Here is a 15,321-nt window from a genome sequence, read left to right as displayed (position 1 = left end):
GGCTCGACCTTAATGCAGGGAAGGTTTCGGGGCCGGCGCGGCGGGCTTGCCACATTCGGCGAACAGCAGCAGCGGGGCGACGCGCAGGTACTCCATCACCTCCATGTAGTCGCTCTCGCCGTCCTCGGACTCCTCCAGGCCGCTCTGCACCTGGGCGATGGCGGAGAGGTCCTGCAGCACTTCCATGGCCTCGGCGCTCAGCGGTGCGTTGCCGACCACCATGCCGAAGCCGTCGAGGAAGCCCTGGCACCACTGGCCCAGGGCCTTGGCCCGCTCGGCCAGCGGCGCGTCATCGCCGGGCAGCAGCAGGACCAGGGTGATGTCGCTGCCGGACAGCTCGCCCTTGACCATCTCCTGCAGGCCGACCAGCGCCTGGCGCACGTTGTCGGCCGGCTCGCCACCGAGCAGCTCGCTGGCATCGGCGATCCAGGGCTCGGCCTCGAAGCCGGCACCGGCGCAGCTGCGACCGAGCAGCAGGCCATGCAGTTCGGCAGGGGAAACGGGTTTGCCAGTGCTCGCCAGCAGGGCGGCGAAGGCGGCGTAGGGGGAATTCGAAGTGGACATGGCAACTAGGCGCTGAACCGCGCGATCTCTAGAATGGAGGCTCCGTATCCTAGCACCGGCAGGCGCACGCGGGCCATCGCACCGCCGCCGCGCATCCTTTATAGTGCAGCCACTCATAGCCCTGGTAGAGCCGATGGAAGACGCCGAACTGCAAGCCCTCTCGCGCAAGCTGGAACTCTTGATTCAGCGCGTCGAGCAGCTCAAGTCGCAGAACCGCGCCCTGCTGGCCAGTGAGAAGGCCTGGCGCGAGGAACGCGCCCATCTGATCGAAAAGAACGAAATGGCCCGGCTCAAGGTCGAAGCGATGATTTCGCGCCTGAAGGCCCTGGAGCAGGACTCATGACCCAGCCGAACACCGTTACCGTACATATCCTCGACAAGGAATACTGCATCGCCTGCCCGGCGGACGAGCGCGCCAACCTGGAGAGCGCCGCCCGCTACCTGGACGGCAAGATGCGCGAGATCCGCTCCGGCGGCAAAGTCATCGGTGCCGACCGCATCGCCGTGATGGCCGCGCTGAACATCACCCATGACCTGCTGCACAAGCAGCAGCGCCTGGACCAGGAAGCCGACTCCACCCGCGCCAAGGTGCGCGACCTGCTGGAGCGCGTCGACGGCGCCCTGGCCGCCGATCCGGATGGCCAATTGCTCTGATGCCAGAGCGGCGCGATGGGGTATACTGCCGGCCAGCTCCCTGGAGTGTTGGCCAGTCGGTGATGTCCCTGAGCCGATACGCACAACCACGGGGGTTGCCAGTGGGGCCGGTGTGCATGTCCGCCTGACGGAAAGCCTTAACGCCCTCTGCAACCTCCACCTTGAACTTTCGGGTTCAAGGGCTAACCCGACAGCGGCACGCCCGGGGAGTCCCGATTCTCATGCTTGAAGCCGGCAATCTGTCCCGCCCGGCCCTGCGCCGCCAGCTGCGCCAAGCACGCCGCACGCTCTCCCCGCAACAGCAGAAACGTGCTGCCCGCGACCTCTATCGCCAACTGGCGCAGCACCCGCTGTTCCGCCGCTGCCGCCACATCGCCCTGTACCTGCCCAACGACGGCGAGATCGACCCGCGCCCGCTGCTGCGCGAGGCCCAGCGCCGCGGCAAGGCCACCTACCTGCCGGTGCTGAAGCGCTGGCCGCGCACCCGGATGAGCTTCCAGCGCGTGCGACCGCACGAAAGCATGACCCGTAACCGCTTCCGCATCGCCGAGCCGCAGGACCTGCCCGCTCGCCAGCGCAAAGTCTGGACCCTGGACCTGGTACTGCTACCGCTGGTGGGGTTCGACGAACAGGGCGGGCGCCTGGGCATGGGCGGCGGCTTCTATGACCGCAGCCTGGCCTACCGGCAATTGCGCAAAAATTGGCACACGCCGACGCTGCTGGGCGTTGCCCATGAATGTCAGAAAGTGGATCGCCTGGCGCTGGCCAGTTGGGACATACGCCTGCAGGGCGTGGTGACGGATCGGCGCTGGTACGCCTGAGATGGAGCGAGGCGCCGCGCTCCCTGCGGCGTTCGTCGACTGCGGTTACTGCTCGGCCTGGCTGGCGGTCACGCTATCCTGACGGTCCCAGAGACTCTGGGTGTAACCCGTGGTAACCATGCCCAGGCTGAAGATGATCACCAGTACCCACAGCATATCGGGCTTGCGTTTCATCGATTTGCCTCCCCCTTTTCGGCACACTGCATCGCTTGACCGGTAGTGGTGTTGTTATTGGCCTTGTGAGGCGCCGGCGAGCTTGCGCTACGGCAGGTTGCCCTGCAGTGATATGTCTCGCAGTTCTGGCGCCAAGCGACTGTCATATCCTGGAACGATTTGCAGTTCCAGCGCAAAGACCGGCAAAAAGGAGCAAAGTTCATGCCTTATTGGTTGATGAAGTCGGAACCCGACGAACTGTCGATCGCTCACCTGCGCCAGCTCGGTCGTGCACGCTGGGATGGCGTGCGCAACTACCAGGCACGCAACTTCCTGCGCAGCATGCAACCGGGCGAGCTGTTCTTCTTCTATCACTCCAGCTGCCCGCAGCCGGGCATCGCCGGCATCGCGCGGATCGCTTCGGCAACCTATCCCGACCCCACGGCCCTGGACCCCGCCAGCCACTACTTCGATGCCAAGGCCAGCGCCGCGAAGAATCCCTGGAGCGCGCTGGATGTGGAGTTCGTCGAGGCCTTCCCGGACGTGCTACCGCTGGCCCGCCTGCGCAGCAACCCGGCCCTGACGGAGCTGGCCCTGGTGCAGCGCGGCAGCCGGCTGTCGGTGATGCCGGTGAGCGCAGCCGAATGGGCGGCGATTCTCGCCATGCGTTGAGTCGCCGATGGCGCTGTGCTATGACCAGTGCATAGCCTGCGGAGCCGATCATGCGCGCACAAACCGTCTGGCCTGCGCGCCTGGCGCTGGCCCTCCTCTTCCTGGTGCTGTGCTCGGCCAGCCTGATGCTCTGGCACCAGCTGGAACGTGACCAGCAGGCGCGCCTGGAGGAACGGGTCGGCTTCCAGGCACGCAGCCTGGCACGCCAGCTGGAGACGATCCTGCATGGCGAAGTGGAGGGGCTGGGACGCATTGCCCGGCTGTGGAACAACCTCGGACGGTTGCAGCGCGAAGACTGGGAGCAGGAGGCCGAACTGGCGCTGATGGACTTCCCGGCCTACCAGTCGGTGCAGTGGGTCGGCCCCGACCTGCGGATGCGCTGGCTGCTGCCGCTGCGCGGCAACGAGGCGGCTGCAGGCTTCCGCCTCGGCAGCGACCACCCCAACTACCCGCTGGCCATGCAGGCCAAACAGAGCGGCGAACAACGCTTTTCCAACAGCTTCCAGCTGGTTCAGGGCGGGCGCGGCTTCGTCCTCTACACGCCGCTGTACCTGCAGGACGCCCAGGGCCAGCAGCGCTTCGACGGCTTCCTGCAGGGCGTGTTCCGCGTCGAGCCCCTGATGGACCAGCTGCTCGCCCAGCTCAACGGCGACAGCTTCAGCGTGCGCCTGCTGGAGAACGGCCAGAGCCTGTACAGCCGCGAGCGCCCGGGCACCCTGGCACACATGGCCAGCGAGGTACCGTTACGCCTGCTCAACAACAGCTCCTTCAGCCTGCAACTGAGCCCCACCGCGAGCCTGCTGCAGAGCCTGTCCACGCCGCTGCCACAAGTGGTGCTGGGCGCCGGCCTGGCGATCAGCCTGCTGCTCACCGCGGCCCTCGGCCTGGCCCTGGAGAACGCCCGCCGCGCCGGCGCCCTGCAACAGACCAATCGCCGCCTGCAGGAGGAGGCCAGGCGCCGCGAGGAGATCGAGCGCCACCTGCGCGACAGCCGCGAGCGCCTGCAACTGGTGCTCGACCTGACCGATTCCAGCCACGACAGCCTGTTCATCTTCGACACCCGTAGCCGCGAGCTGCTGCACATGAACCAGGCGACCTATGCCGACCTCGGCTACCGGGCCGAGCAGTTCGCCCAGCTGCTGCGCGACGAGCCGGAAAAACTGCTGCCCGGCTTCCACAGCTGGCTGGAACTGGTCCGCCATGCCCAGCAGGACAACCAGTCGCGCATCTTCCAGCGCGAGCTGATCCGCCGCGACGGCAGCCGCCAGCCGGCAGAGATCAACACCCAGCTGGTGCAGCAGGGCGGGCGCGAGTACCTGATTGCCGTGTCGCGCGACAACAGCGAGCGCCTGGAGCTGGAGGCGCGCCTGCAGCGCCTGTCGCAGCTGGACGGGCTGACCGGCCTGTACAACCGGCGCTTCTTCGACCAGCAGCTGCAGAGCGAATGGCGCCGCCTGCGCCGGATCGGCGCGCCGCTGGCGCTGCTGATGGTGGATATCGATCACTTCAAGGCCTACAACGACAACCTCGGCCACCTGGCCGGCGACGACGCCCTGCGCCAGGTCGCAGCCGTGCTGCAGGACAGCCTGCAGCGCGAAGGCGATGTGGCCTGCCGCTACGGCGGCGAGGAGTTCGCCATCATCCTGGTCAACACCGGCCTGGAAGGCGGCGAGCACGTGGCGGCACGCATCCACGAGCTGGTCGCCACCCTCGGCATCGCCCATCCCGCCAGCCCCGAGGGTCGCCTGACCCTGAGCATCGGCCTGGCGGTGGCCGAGCCGGTCGCCGAGGAACAGCACGGCGGTCTGGTGGCACGCAGCGACCAGGCGCTGTACCGGGCCAAGCATGAAGGCCGCAACCGTACCTGCGTGTGGAGCGCCAATGGCGTGAAGGTGGATCCGCCCGCTTGACCTGCATCAAGCCACCGAAACGACCAACGGCAGAAAATGGAAGCCTGCTAGCCATTGCCCCGAGCGGGCGCTGAAGGGAAGCCCTGATGATGAACGCGCAACGCCCCCTGCCCTACCTGATCGCCGCCGGCCTCGCCCTGCTGGCGGCGGCCGCCTGGTGGCAACTGCGCCCGGCCGGGCTGGGCGAAGGCTTCGCCAGCGGCAACGGGCGTATCGAAGCCACCGAGGTGGATGTCGCCACCAAGCTGGCCGGGCGTATCGCCAGCATCGCCGTGGACGAGGGCGACTTCGTCCAGCCCGGCCAGTTGCTCGCACAGATGGATACCCAGGTGCTCGACGCCCAGCTGGCCCAGGCCCGCGCCCAGCTCAAGCAGGCCGAGAATGGCGAAGTCACCGCGGCCAGCCAGATCCGCCTGCGCGAGAGCGAGAAACTCGCCGCCGAGGCTGTGGTGCGCCAGCGCCAGGCCGAACTGGAGGCCGCCCGCAAGCGCCACAGCCGCAGCGCCAAGCTGGTCGAGCGCAACGCCCTGGCCCAGCAGCAGCTGGACGACGACCTGGCCCGCCTGCAGAGCGCCGAGGCCGCGCTGGCGGCGGCGCGCGCCCAGGTCAGCTCGGCCGCGGCCGGCATCGCCGCCGCGCAGTCGCAGGCGATCGAGGCACAGTCCGCCAGCGAAGCGGCACGCGCCATGGTCGCGCGACTGCAGGCGGACATCGACGACAGCCAGCTCAAGGCGCCGCGCGCCGGGCGCGTGCAGTACCGGGTGACCCAGCCGGGCGAAGTGCTCGGCGCCGGCGGCAAGGTGCTCAACCTGGTCGACCTCACCGACGTCTACATGACCTTCTTCCTGCCCGAGCGCCAGGCCGGCCGCGTGGCCCTCGGCAGCGAAGTGCGCCTGGTGATCGATGCCGCGCCGCAGTACGTGATTCCGGCCAAGGTCAGCTACGTGGCCAGCGTCGCCCAGTTCACCCCGAAGACCGTGGAAACCGCCAGCGAGCGCGAGAAGCTGATGTTCCGGGTCAAGGCGCGCATCGATCCCGAGCTGCTGAGCAAGCACCTGCAGCAGGTGAAGACCGGCGTGCCCGGCATGGCCTACCTGCGCCTTGATCCCGAGGCCGAGTGGCCGGCACACCTGGCGATCAAGGTTCCGCAATGAACCCGGCGGTCGCCCGCCTCAGCGGCGTCGGCCTGCGCTATGGCGCGACCTGCGCCCTCGAGGCCATCGACCTGAGCCTGCCGGCGCAGCGCATGGTCGGCCTGATCGGCCCGGACGGCGTCGGCAAGTCCAGCCTGCTGGCGCTGATCGCCGGGGCGCGGAAGATCCAGGCCGGCAGCGTCGAGGTACTCGACGGCGATATGGCCGACGCGCGCCACCGCCGCCGCGTCTGCCCGCATATCGCCTACATGCCCCAGGGCCTGGGCAAGAACCTCTACCCCACGCTGTCGGTGTTCGAGAACCTCGACTTCTTCGGCCGCCTGTTCGGCCAGGACGCCGCCGAACGCGAACGACGCATCGACGACCTGCTGCGCAGTACCGGCCTGTCGGCGTTCCGCGAACGCCCGGCGGGCAAGCTGTCCGGCGGCATGAAGCAGAAGCTCGGACTGTGCTGCGCGCTGATCCATGACCCCGACCTGCTGATCCTCGACGAGCCGACCACCGGCGTCGACCCGCTGTCGCGCAACCAGTTCTGGGAGCTGATCGCGCGTATCCGCGCGCAGCGCCCGCAGATGAGCGTGCTGGTGGCCACCGCCTACATGGAGGAGGCCGAGCGATTCGACCACCTGGTGGCGATGGACGCCGGCCGCGTACTGGCCGAAGGCAGCCCGGCCGAGCTGCGCACGCGTACCGGCTGCGCCAGCCTGGAGCAGGCCTTCATCGCCCTGCTGCCGGAGGAGAAACGTCGCGGCCACCGCGAGGTGGTGATCCAGCCCCTGCAGGACAACAGCGAGATCGCCATCGAGGCCAAGGGCCTGACCATGCGCTTCGGCGACTTCGTCGCGGTCGACGCGGTGTCGTTCCGCATCCGCCGCGGCGAGATCTTCGGCTTCCTCGGCTCCAACGGCTGCGGCAAGAGCACCACCATGAAGATGCTCACCGGCCTGCTGCCCGCTTCCGAAGGCGAAGCCCTGCTGTTCGGCCAGACGGTGGACCCGCGCGACATGGCCACGCGCCGGCGGGTCGGCTACATGTCGCAGGCCTTCTCCCTCTACAGCGAGCTGACGGTACGCCAGAACCTGGAACTGCACGCCCGCCTGTTCCATGTGCCGGCCACACAGATCGACGATCGCGTCGCCGCGATGGCGCGCCGCTTCGACCTCGGCGCGGTCATGGACATGCTGCCCGAGCGCCTGCCGCTGGGCATTCGCCAACGCCTGTCGCTGGCCGTGGCGGTGATCCACCAGCCGGAGATCCTGATCCTCGACGAGCCCACCTCGGGCGTCGACCCGGTGGCGCGCGACGGCTTCTGGCAGCTGATGCTCGACCTGTCGCGCCAGGACGGCGTGACCATCTTCATCTCCACCCACTTCATGAACGAGGCGCAGCGCTGCGACCGCATCTCGCTGATGCACGCCGGCAAGGTGCTGGACAGCGACACGCCGCAGGGCCTGATGGCCAAGCGCGGGCTGGACAGCCTGGAAGCGACCTTCATCGCCTATCTGCAGGAGGCGGTCGGCGAGCAGCCGGCAAGCGAAGCACCACCGCTGCAACAGGCGCCGCCGCCCCAGCGCCAGCGCTTCAGCCTGCGCCGCCTGTTCAGCTACGCCCGCCGCGAGGCCCTGGAGCTGCGTCGCGACCCGATCCGCGGCGGCATGGCCCTGCTCGGCACGGTGCTGCTGCTGTTCATCATCGGCTACGGCATCAGCCTGGACGTCGAGGACCTGACCTTCGCCGTGCTCGACCGCGACCAGACCACCACCAGCCAGGAGTACCACCGCAACCTCTCCGGCTCGCGCTATTTCCTGGAGAAGCCGGCGCTGCGCGACTACACCGAGCTGGAGCGGCGCCTGCGCAATGGCGACATCAGCCTGGCGGTGGAGATTCCGCCGCACTTCGGCCGCGACCTCAAGCGTGGCGCCAGCCCGCAGATCGGCATGTGGATCGACGGCGCCATGCCGACCCGCGCCGAGACCATCAAGGGCTACGTCGCCGGCCTGCATCAACACTACCTGGCCGAGCTGGCGCGGCGCTCGCCGCAGCCGCTGGCCGCCAGCGCCGCCGGCCTGGAGGTGCGCTACCGCTACAACCCGGACGTGGAGAGCCTCAAGGCCATGGTGCCGGCGGTGATCCCGCTGCTGCTGATGCTGATCCCGGCCATGCTCACGGCGCTCGGCGTGGTGCGCGAGAAGGAGCTGGGCTCGATCATCAACCTCTACGTCACCCCGGTCACGCGCCTGGAGTTTCTCATCGGCAAGCAGCTGCCCTACATCGCCCTCGGCCTGCTCAACTGTGCCCTGCTGGTGTTGCTGGCGGTTACGGTGTTCGGGGTGCCGCTCAAGGGCAACCCATTCACCCTCGCGCTCGGCGCGCTGCTCTACCTGGCCTGCGCCACCGGCCTGGGTCTGCTGATGTCGACCTTCACCAAGAGCCAGATCGCCGCCGTGTTTGGCACCGCCATCGCCACCCTGCTGCCGGCCATCCAGTTCTCCGGGCTGATCTATCCGGTCGCCTCGCTGGAGGGAATCGGTGCCCTGGTCGGCCAGTTCTATCCGACTTCGCAGTTCCTGGTGATCAGCCGAGGACTGTTCTCCAAGGCGCTGGAGCTGCAGGACATGCTTGGCTACTTCATCGCCCTGGCGCTGACCGTGCCGCTGCTCACCCTGCTCAGCGCCAGCCTGCTGCGCAAACAGGAGGTGTGATGGAACGCCTGGCCAACATCCTCCACCTCGGCGTCAAGGAACTGCGCAGCCTGCAGCACGACCTGGCACTGGTGCTGCTGATCCTCTGGGCCTTCAGCCTGGGGGTGTATTCCGCGGCCACCAGTATCCCGGAGAGCCTGCACAACGCGGCCATCGCGGTGGTCGACGAGGACCGCTCGCAGCTCTCCGAACGCCTGATCCAGGCCTTCCAGGCGCCCTACTTCCGCACCCCGGAACGCATCGACCTGAGCCAGATGGATCAGGGCATGGACTCCGGGCGCTACACCTTCACCCTCAACATCCCGCCGAACTTCCAGCGCGATGTGCTGGCCGGGCGCAGCCCGGCGATCCAGCTCAACGTCGATGCCACCCAGGTGAGCATGGCCTTCACCGGCGCCGGCTACATCCAGAACATCGGCACGGTCGAGGTGAGCGAGTTCGTCCGCCGCTACCGTGGCGAGCTGCGGCAGCCGGCCGAACTGACTGTGCGGGTGGCCTTCAACCCGAACCTGACGCGCAGCTGGTTCGGTTCGGTGATGGAGGTGATCAACCAGATCACCATGCTGTCGATCATCCTCACCGGCGCCGCGCTGATCCGCGAACGCGAACACGGCACCGTGGAGCACCTGCTGGTGATGCCGGTGACGCCGCTGCAGATCATGCTGGCCAAGGTCTGGTCGATGGGCCTGGTGGTGCTGACGGCGGCAGCGCTGTCGCTGCTGCTGGTGGTGCAGGGCTGGTTGCAGGTGCCGATCGAAGGCTCGCTGGCGCTATTCCTCGGCGGCGCGGCGCTGCACCTGTTCGCCACCACCTCGATGGGCATCTTCTTCGGCACCGTGGCGCGCTCGATGCCGCAGCTGGGCCTGCTGATCATCCTGGTGCTGCTGCCGCTGCAGATCCTCTCCGGCGGCACCACGCCGCGCGAGAGCATGCCGGAACTGGTGCAGCAGATCATGCTGGCGGCGCCGACCACCCACTTCGTCGACCTGGCCCAGGCGATTCTCTATCGCGGTGCCGGGCTGACCATCGTCTGGCCGCAGCTGCTGGCCATCGCCGGCATCGGCACGCTGTTCTTCATCGCCGCGCTGACGCGCTTCCGCAAGACCCTGGCGCAGATGGCCTAGCTTCACCGTTGGCGAAGCGGACGCGGCCCGTGCCCGCGTTACTGGATGATCAGGTTGTTGAACAACAGGTCCTCGACGATCGGCTTGCCCTCTTCCTGGGTCAGCACCTCCTGCACCTGCTTCAGCGCTTCCTGGCGCAGCGTCTCCTTAGCGTTCTCGTCGGCCATGTTGGCCTCGCTCTGCTGGGAGAACAGCATCACTAGCTGGTTGCGGATCAGCGGCTCGTGATGCTCGACCTTCTCCTCCGCTTCGCTGCCGGTCACCCGCAGGGCGATATCGGCCTTGTAGAACTTCAGCTTGGGGCCCGTGCCGAAGTTGCCGACCAGGGCCGGTACCAGGCTGTAGTAGGCGACCTTGGGCGCGGCGTTCTCTTCCTCGCCACCGCCGCTGGCCAGGGCGACGCAGGGCAGGAGCAGGGCAAACAGCAGGGCGATGCTTTTCTTCACGGGACATTCCTCGGTGCGAATTGCGCCTAGCATAGCCATAGCCGCCCGCGCGCCCAAGCTTATGGTGTGCCATCAGGTGCGACCATGCTCGTTGACCCGCCGGGTGCGCCTCCTACACTGCCGGCAATCACGAACGCGAGGAAAGCGCGATGAAAGCCCTGCTCTGCAAAGCCTTCGGCCCGGCCTCCAGCCTGGTCCTGGAAGACCTGCCCAGCCCGGAACCGAAGAAGAACGAGGTGCTGATCGAGGTGCACGCCGCCGGCGTCAACTTCCCCGACACCCTGATCATCGAGGGCAAGTACCAGTTCAAGCCGCCCTTCCCCTTCGCCCCGGGCGGCGAGGCGGCCGGCGTGGTCAAGGCGGTCGGCGAGAAGATCACGCACCTGCGCGCCGGCGACCGGGTCATGGCCCTGACCGGCTGGGGTGGTTTCGCCGAGGAAGTGGCGGTGCCCGGCTACAACGTGCTGCCGGTGCCCAAGAGCATGGACCTGACCACCGCCGCCGCCTTCGGCATGACCTACGGCACCTCGATGCATGCACTGAAGCAGCGCGCCAACCTGCAGCCGGGCGAGACCCTGCTGGTGCTCGGCGCCTCCGGCGGTGTCGGCCTGGCGGCAGTGGAAATCGGCAAGGCCATGGGCGCCAAGGTGATCGCCGCGGCGAGCACCGCCGAGAAGCTGGAGGTGGCGCGCAACGCCGGCGCCGACCACCTGATCAACTACAGCGAGCAGAGCCTGAAGGACGAGGTGAAGAAGCTCACCGGCGGCCAGGGCGTGGATGTGATCTACGATCCGGTGGGTGGCGAACTGTTCGAAGAGGCGTTCCGCTCCATCGCCTGGAACGGCCGCTTCCTGGTGGTCGGCTTCGCCGCCGGCGGCGGCATCCCGGCCCTGCCGGCCAACCTGCCGCTGCTCAAGGGCGCAGCCCTGGTCGGGGTGTTCTGGGGCTCCTTCGCCCAGCGCCAGCCGCAGGACAATGCCGCCAACTTCCAGCAGCTGTTCGCCTGGCATGCCGAGGGCAAGCTCAAGCCGCTGGTGTCGCAGACCTTCCCGCTGGCACGCGGCGGCGAAGCCATCGACGCGCTGGGCCAGCGCAAGGCCGTGGGCAAGGTTGTCGTCCAAGTAAAGGCGTGACGCAATTCCCTCTCCCCCTGGGAGAGGGTGCCCGACAGGGCGGGTGAGGGTGTTACAGGCGACTCGGAGCCCTTACCCCCGGCCCCTCTCGCGCTGACTCAGCCTATCGGATGAACGAAAAAGCCGCCCGCGGGCGGCTTTTTCGTTGCCGGGCACTTACTCGCGCGGTGCGTAGGCAAACACGTCGGCGCGCATCTGGTGCGGGTCCATGCCCGCTTCCACCAGCGCATCCAGGGTGCCGTAGACCATCGCCGGCGAGCCGCTGGCGTAGACGTGCAGCGCCTTGAGGTCAGGGAAGTCCTGGCACACCGCCTCGTGCAGCAGGCCGCAGCGACCGCCCCAGGCAGCGGCCTCGCTGACCACTCGGTGCAGCTGCAGTCCCGCCTGCTGCTCCCAGTCCTGCCAGTGCGGCAGCTGGTAGAAGTCATCGGGATGACGCACGCCCCAGTAGAGGTGAACCGGGTGGCTGAAACCCACGGCGCGGCAGTGCTCGATCAGGCTGTGCATCTGTGCCATGCCAGTGCCGGCAGCGATCAGCACCAGCGGCCCGGCCGGCAGTTCGGCCAGGTGGGTATCGCCGAACGGCATCTGCACCCGCGCCAGGCGCGTGCGCTGCAGCTGCGCGACGATCTGCCGGCTGCTGTCTTCGCGGGTGAGGATATGCAGCTCCAGGTCACGCCCATGGTGCGGCGCGGAGGCTAGGGAGAAGGCCGACCACTCGCCGTCGTCGCGCTGCAGCAGCAGGTACTGCCCGGCGTGGTAGCGCGGCGTCTTGCCGGCCGGCGCGCGCAGCACCACCCGGCAGACATCGCCACCGACCTCGCTCAGCTCCAGCACCTGGCAGCCGAAGGTGCGCACCGGCAACTCGCCGGGGGCGAGCACGCCGTCCCAGTGCAGCACGCAGTCTTCCAGCGGCTCGGCCAGGCAGGTGAACAGCTCGCCGTGATCCAGCTCGGCGCCGGCCTGGCGCACCCGGCCCTCGACCAGCAGCGCGGCGCAGACATGGCAGTTGCCGTTGCGGCAGCTCTGCGGGCAGTCGTAACCGAGGCGCCGGGCACCGTCGAGAATGCGCTCGCCGGGCTGGAGCTCGAGCACCGCGCCGGAGGGTTGCAGGGTGACTTTCATCAGTCGATCCCGAGGCTCGCCCACAGCTCGTCCACGCGCTTGACCACCGCCTCGTCGCGCTCGATCACCCGGCCCCATTCGCGGTTGGTCTCGCCCGGCCACTTGTGGGTGGCGTCTAGGCCCATCTTCGAACCCAGGCCGGACACCGGCGAGGCGAAGTCGAGGTAGTCGATCGGCGTGTTGTCGATCAGCACCGTGTCGCGCTTGGGGTCCATGCGCGTGGTGATGGCCCAGATCACGTCGTTCCAGTCGCGGGCGTTGATGTCGTCGTCGGTGACGATGACGAACTTGGTGTACATGAACTGGCGCAGGAACGACCACACGCCGAGCATCACCCGCTTGGCATGGCCGGGGTACTGCTTCTTCATGGTCACCACCGCCATGCGGTAGGAGCAGCCTTCCGGCGGCAGGTAGAAGTCGGTGATCTCCGGGAACTGCTTCTGCAGGATCGGCACGAACACCTCGTTCAGCGCCACGCCGAGGATCGCCGGCTCATCCGGCGGCCGCCCGGTGTAGGTGCTGTGGTAGATCGGATCACGCCGACGGGTGATGCGTTCGACGGTGAACACCGGGAAGGTGTCGACCTCGTTGTAGTAGCCGGTATGGTCGCCATAGGGCCCTTCCGGCGCGGTCTCACCCGGATGGATCACGCCTTCGAGGACGATCTCGGCACTGGCCGGCACCTGCAGGTCGGAGCCGATGGCCTTGACCAGCTCGGTGCGATGGCCACGCAGCAGGCCGGCGAAGGCGTATTCGGAGAGGGTATCCGGCACCGGCGTCACCGCGCCGAGGATGGTCGCCGGGTCGGCGCCGAGGGCCACGCACACCGGATAGGGCTTGTCCGGGTGCTTCAGGCACCACTCGCGGTAATCCAGGGCGCCGCCGCGGTGGCTGAGCCAGCGCATGATCACCTTGTTGCGGCCGATCACCTGCTGGCGGTAGATGCCGAGGTTCTGCCGTTCCTTGTTCGGCCCGCGGGTGATGGTCAGGCCCCAGGTGATCAGCGGCGCGGCATCGCCCGGCCAGCAATGCTGGATCGGCAGTCTGGTCAGATCGACCGCCTCGCCCTCCTCGATCACTTCGTGGCAAGGCGCGTCCTTGAGCACCTTGGGCGCCATGCTGATGACCTTCTTGAAGATCGGCAGCTTGCTCCAGGCATCCTTCAGCCCCTTGGGCGGCTCCGGCTCCTTGAGGAAGGCCAGCAGCTTGCCGATCTCGCGCAGCTCGCCGACATCCTCGGCGCCCATGCCCAATGCCACGCGCTTCGGGGTGCCGAACAGGTTGCCGAGCACCGGCACGGCGAAGCCGGTCGGCTGCTCGAACAGCAGCGCCGGACCGCCCTTGCGCAGGGTGCGGTCGCAGATTTCGGTCATTTCCAGCACGGGAGAAACCGGGGTCTGGATGCGCTTGAGCTCGCCGCGCTTTTCCAGCTCGCGGATGAAGTCGCGCAGGTCGCGGTACTGCATGCTTGGGCCTCACAGGTCGGGGCGCAAAGTTTAGCGCCGAACTGGGTTATTCAGAAGGCTGCAGAAACGCAAAGGCCGGGTTTCCCCGGCCTCTGTGGCAACGCTGGAATCACTTCCGCTTCATGGACAGGAAGAATTCCTCGTTGGTCTTGGTGTCCTTCAGCTTGTCGGTGAGGAACTCGATGGCGGCGATCTCGTCCATCGGGTGCAGCAGCTTGCGCAGGATCCACATGCGCTGCAGTTCTTCCTCGCCGGTCAGCAGCTCCTCGCGACGGGTGCCCGACTTGTTGATGTTGATAGCCGGGAACACGCGCTTCTCGGCGATGCGGCGGTCCAGCGGCAGCTCCATGTTGCCGGTGCCCTTGAACTCCTCGTAGATCACCTCGTCCATCTTCGAGCCGGTCTCGACCAGCGCGGTGGCGATGATGGTCAGCGAGCCGCCTTCCTCGATGTTACGGGCGGCGCCGAAGAAGCGCTTGGGCTTCTCCAGGGCATGGGCGTCGACACCACCGGTGAGCACCTTGCCGGAGCTCGGGATCACGGTGTTGTAGGCCCGCGCCAGACGGGTGATGGAGTCGAGCAGGATGACCACGTCCTTCTTGTGCTCGACCAGGCGCTTGGCCTTCTCGATCACCATCTCGGCGACCTGCACGTGGCGGGTCGGCGGCTCGTCGAAGGTCGAGGCGACCACTTCGCCGCGCACGGTGCGCTGCATCTCGGTCACTTCTTCCGGGCGCTCGTCGATCAGCAGGACGATCAGGTAGCACTCGGGGTTGTTGCGGGTGATGTTGGCCGCGATGTTCTGCAGCATGATGGTCTTGCCCGCTTTCGGCGGGGCGACGATCAGGCCGCGCTGGCCCTTGCCGATCGGCGCGCAAAGGTCGATCACGCGGCCGGTGATGTCCTCGGTGGAGCCATTACCGGCTTCCATGACCAGGCGCTTGGTCGGGAACAGCGGGGTCAGGTTCTCGAACAGGATCTTGTTCTTGGCGTTTTCCGGACGGTCGAAGTTGATGGTGTCGACCTTGAGCAGGGCGAAGTAGCGCTCGCCTTCTTTCGGCGGGCGGATCTTGCCGACGATGGTGTCACCGGTACGCAGGTTGAAGCGGCGGATCTGGCTGGGCGAGACGTAGATGTCGTCCGGGCCGGCCAGGTAGGAGGAGTCCGCGGAGCGCAGGAAGCCGAAGCCGTCCTGGAGAATCTCCAGCACGCCGTCGCCGGAGATCTCTTCGCCGCTTTTCGCGTGCTTCTTGAGCAGGGCGAAGATGATGTCCTGCTTGCGCGAACGGGCCATGTTTTCCAGACCAGCCTGGTCGGCCATGTCCAGCAGTTCGGCAATCGGCTTTTGCTTGAGTTCGGTCAGATTCATAGGAATGACATGATTATGAGGAAGGGAA

15 protein-coding genes and 1 other RNA gene are annotated in these 15,321 nt (G+C 67.4%); 10 read left to right on the top strand and 6 right to left on the bottom strand.

What is annotated here, in order from left to right:
• Nucleotides 1–9: 9 nt before the first annotated feature.
• Nucleotides 10–564, bottom strand: coding sequence for a YecA family protein (locus AAG092_RS12980; RefSeq protein ID WP_373387004.1), 555 nt, complete (start codon nucleotides 562–564; stop codon nucleotides 10–12).
• Nucleotides 565–697: 133 nt separating this feature from the next.
• On the opposite strand from AAG092_RS12980, the gene AAG092_RS12975 reads away from it, so the two are divergent.
• From AAG092_RS12975 to AAG092_RS12960, 4 genes are all read left to right on the top strand, one after another.
• The gene (locus AAG092_RS12975) at nucleotides 698–907 is read left to right on the top strand and encodes a TIGR02449 family protein (RefSeq protein ID WP_021699050.1); all 210 of its coding nucleotides are present in this window, start codon (nucleotides 698–700) and stop codon (nucleotides 905–907) included.
• Nucleotides 904–1,218 carry a cell division protein ZapA gene (locus AAG092_RS12970; RefSeq protein ID WP_021699051.1) on the top strand — a complete coding sequence of 105 codons (315 nt, stop codon included), beginning with the start codon at nucleotides 904–906 and terminating at the stop codon, nucleotides 1,216–1,218. The genes AAG092_RS12975 and AAG092_RS12970 overlap by 4 nt, the downstream gene beginning before the upstream one ends.
• A 34-nt stretch (nucleotides 1,219–1,252) precedes the next feature.
• A non-coding RNA gene (ssrS, locus tag AAG092_RS12965) (6S RNA) lies at nucleotides 1,253–1,431 on the top strand.
• Nucleotides 1,432–1,439: 8 nt separating this feature from the next.
• Nucleotides 1,440–2,039 (top strand): 5-formyltetrahydrofolate cyclo-ligase, encoded by a 600-nt coding sequence (locus AAG092_RS12960; protein WP_373387003.1) that lies wholly within the window; start codon nucleotides 1,440–1,442, stop codon nucleotides 2,037–2,039.
• 45 nt (nucleotides 2,040–2,084) lie between these two features.
• On the opposite strand, the gene AAG092_RS12955 is transcribed toward AAG092_RS12960, so the two are convergent.
• Entirely contained in the window at nucleotides 2,085–2,213 is a 129-nt protein-coding gene (locus AAG092_RS12955; protein ID WP_258371535.1) for a hypothetical protein, read from the bottom strand.
• Between the two features lie 201 nt (nucleotides 2,214–2,414).
• Between AAG092_RS12955 and AAG092_RS12950 the strand changes: the two genes are divergently transcribed.
• The 5 genes from AAG092_RS12950 (at nucleotide 2,415) to AAG092_RS12930 (ending at nucleotide 9,754) form a co-directional block, all read left to right on the top strand.
• Nucleotides 2,415–2,864: an EVE domain-containing protein gene (locus tag AAG092_RS12950; protein ID WP_373387002.1), complete on the top strand. Its 450-nt coding sequence runs from the start codon at nucleotides 2,415–2,417 to the stop codon at nucleotides 2,862–2,864.
• A gap of 50 nt (nucleotides 2,865–2,914) precedes the next feature.
• Nucleotides 2,915–4,774, top strand: a complete 1,860-nt coding sequence (locus AAG092_RS12945; RefSeq protein ID WP_373387001.1) for a diguanylate cyclase — start codon at nucleotides 2,915–2,917, stop codon at nucleotides 4,772–4,774.
• Between the two features lie 89 nt (nucleotides 4,775–4,863).
• Nucleotides 4,864–5,928, top strand: a complete 1,065-nt coding sequence (locus AAG092_RS12940; RefSeq protein WP_373389594.1) for an HlyD family secretion protein — start codon at nucleotides 4,864–4,866, stop codon at nucleotides 5,926–5,928.
• Complete coding sequence (rbbA, locus tag AAG092_RS12935) at nucleotides 5,925–8,630, top strand: ribosome-associated ATPase/putative transporter RbbA (RefSeq protein ID WP_373387000.1); 2,706 nt, start codon at nucleotides 5,925–5,927, stop codon at nucleotides 8,628–8,630. Before AAG092_RS12940 ends, rbbA begins: the two co-directional genes overlap by 4 nt.
• On the top strand, nucleotides 8,630–9,754 hold the full coding sequence (locus AAG092_RS12930) for an ABC transporter permease (protein WP_373386999.1): 1,125 nt from the start codon (nucleotides 8,630–8,632) through the stop codon (nucleotides 9,752–9,754). Before rbbA ends, AAG092_RS12930 begins: the two co-directional genes overlap by 1 nt.
• A 38-nt stretch (nucleotides 9,755–9,792) precedes the next feature.
• Here AAG092_RS12930 and AAG092_RS12925 read toward each other — a convergent pair whose 3' ends face one another.
• Nucleotides 9,793–10,200: a flagellar basal body-associated protein FliL gene (locus tag AAG092_RS12925; protein WP_373386998.1), complete on the bottom strand. Its 408-nt coding sequence runs from the start codon at nucleotides 10,198–10,200 to the stop codon at nucleotides 9,793–9,795.
• Between the two features lie 149 nt (nucleotides 10,201–10,349).
• On the opposite strand from AAG092_RS12925, the gene AAG092_RS12920 reads away from it, so the two are divergent.
• Nucleotides 10,350–11,333 (top strand): NADPH:quinone oxidoreductase family protein, encoded by a 984-nt coding sequence (locus tag AAG092_RS12920; RefSeq protein WP_076427303.1) that lies wholly within the window; start codon nucleotides 10,350–10,352, stop codon nucleotides 11,331–11,333.
• A 156-nt stretch (nucleotides 11,334–11,489) separates the two neighbouring features.
• On the opposite strand, the gene AAG092_RS12915 is transcribed toward AAG092_RS12920, so the two are convergent.
• The 3 genes from AAG092_RS12915 to rho all read right to left on the bottom strand — a co-directional run bounded on the left by AAG092_RS12915 (nucleotide 11,490) and on the right by rho (nucleotide 15,293).
• Nucleotides 11,490–12,458, bottom strand: a complete 969-nt coding sequence (locus tag AAG092_RS12915; RefSeq protein WP_373386997.1) for a CDP-6-deoxy-delta-3,4-glucoseen reductase — start codon at nucleotides 12,456–12,458, stop codon at nucleotides 11,490–11,492.
• Complete coding sequence (gene ubiD, locus AAG092_RS12910) at nucleotides 12,458–13,924, bottom strand: 4-hydroxy-3-polyprenylbenzoate decarboxylase (protein WP_373386996.1); 1,467 nt, start codon at nucleotides 13,922–13,924, stop codon at nucleotides 12,458–12,460. Before ubiD ends, AAG092_RS12915 begins: the two co-directional genes overlap by 1 nt.
• Before the next feature lie 109 nt (nucleotides 13,925–14,033).
• On the bottom strand, nucleotides 14,034–15,293 hold the full coding sequence (rho, locus tag AAG092_RS12905) for a transcription termination factor Rho (protein ID WP_110682833.1): 1,260 nt from the start codon (nucleotides 15,291–15,293) through the stop codon (nucleotides 14,034–14,036).
• Nucleotides 15,294–15,321: the final 28 nt, after the last annotated feature.

This window comes from Pseudomonas alcaligenes, from assembly GCF_041729615.1.
GTDB classification, from domain to species: domain Bacteria; phylum Pseudomonadota; class Gammaproteobacteria; order Pseudomonadales; family Pseudomonadaceae; genus Aquipseudomonas; species Aquipseudomonas alcaligenes_B.
The sequence above is the reverse complement of the archived record's forward strand: the minus strand, read 5'-3'. Positions and strand labels throughout refer to the sequence as shown.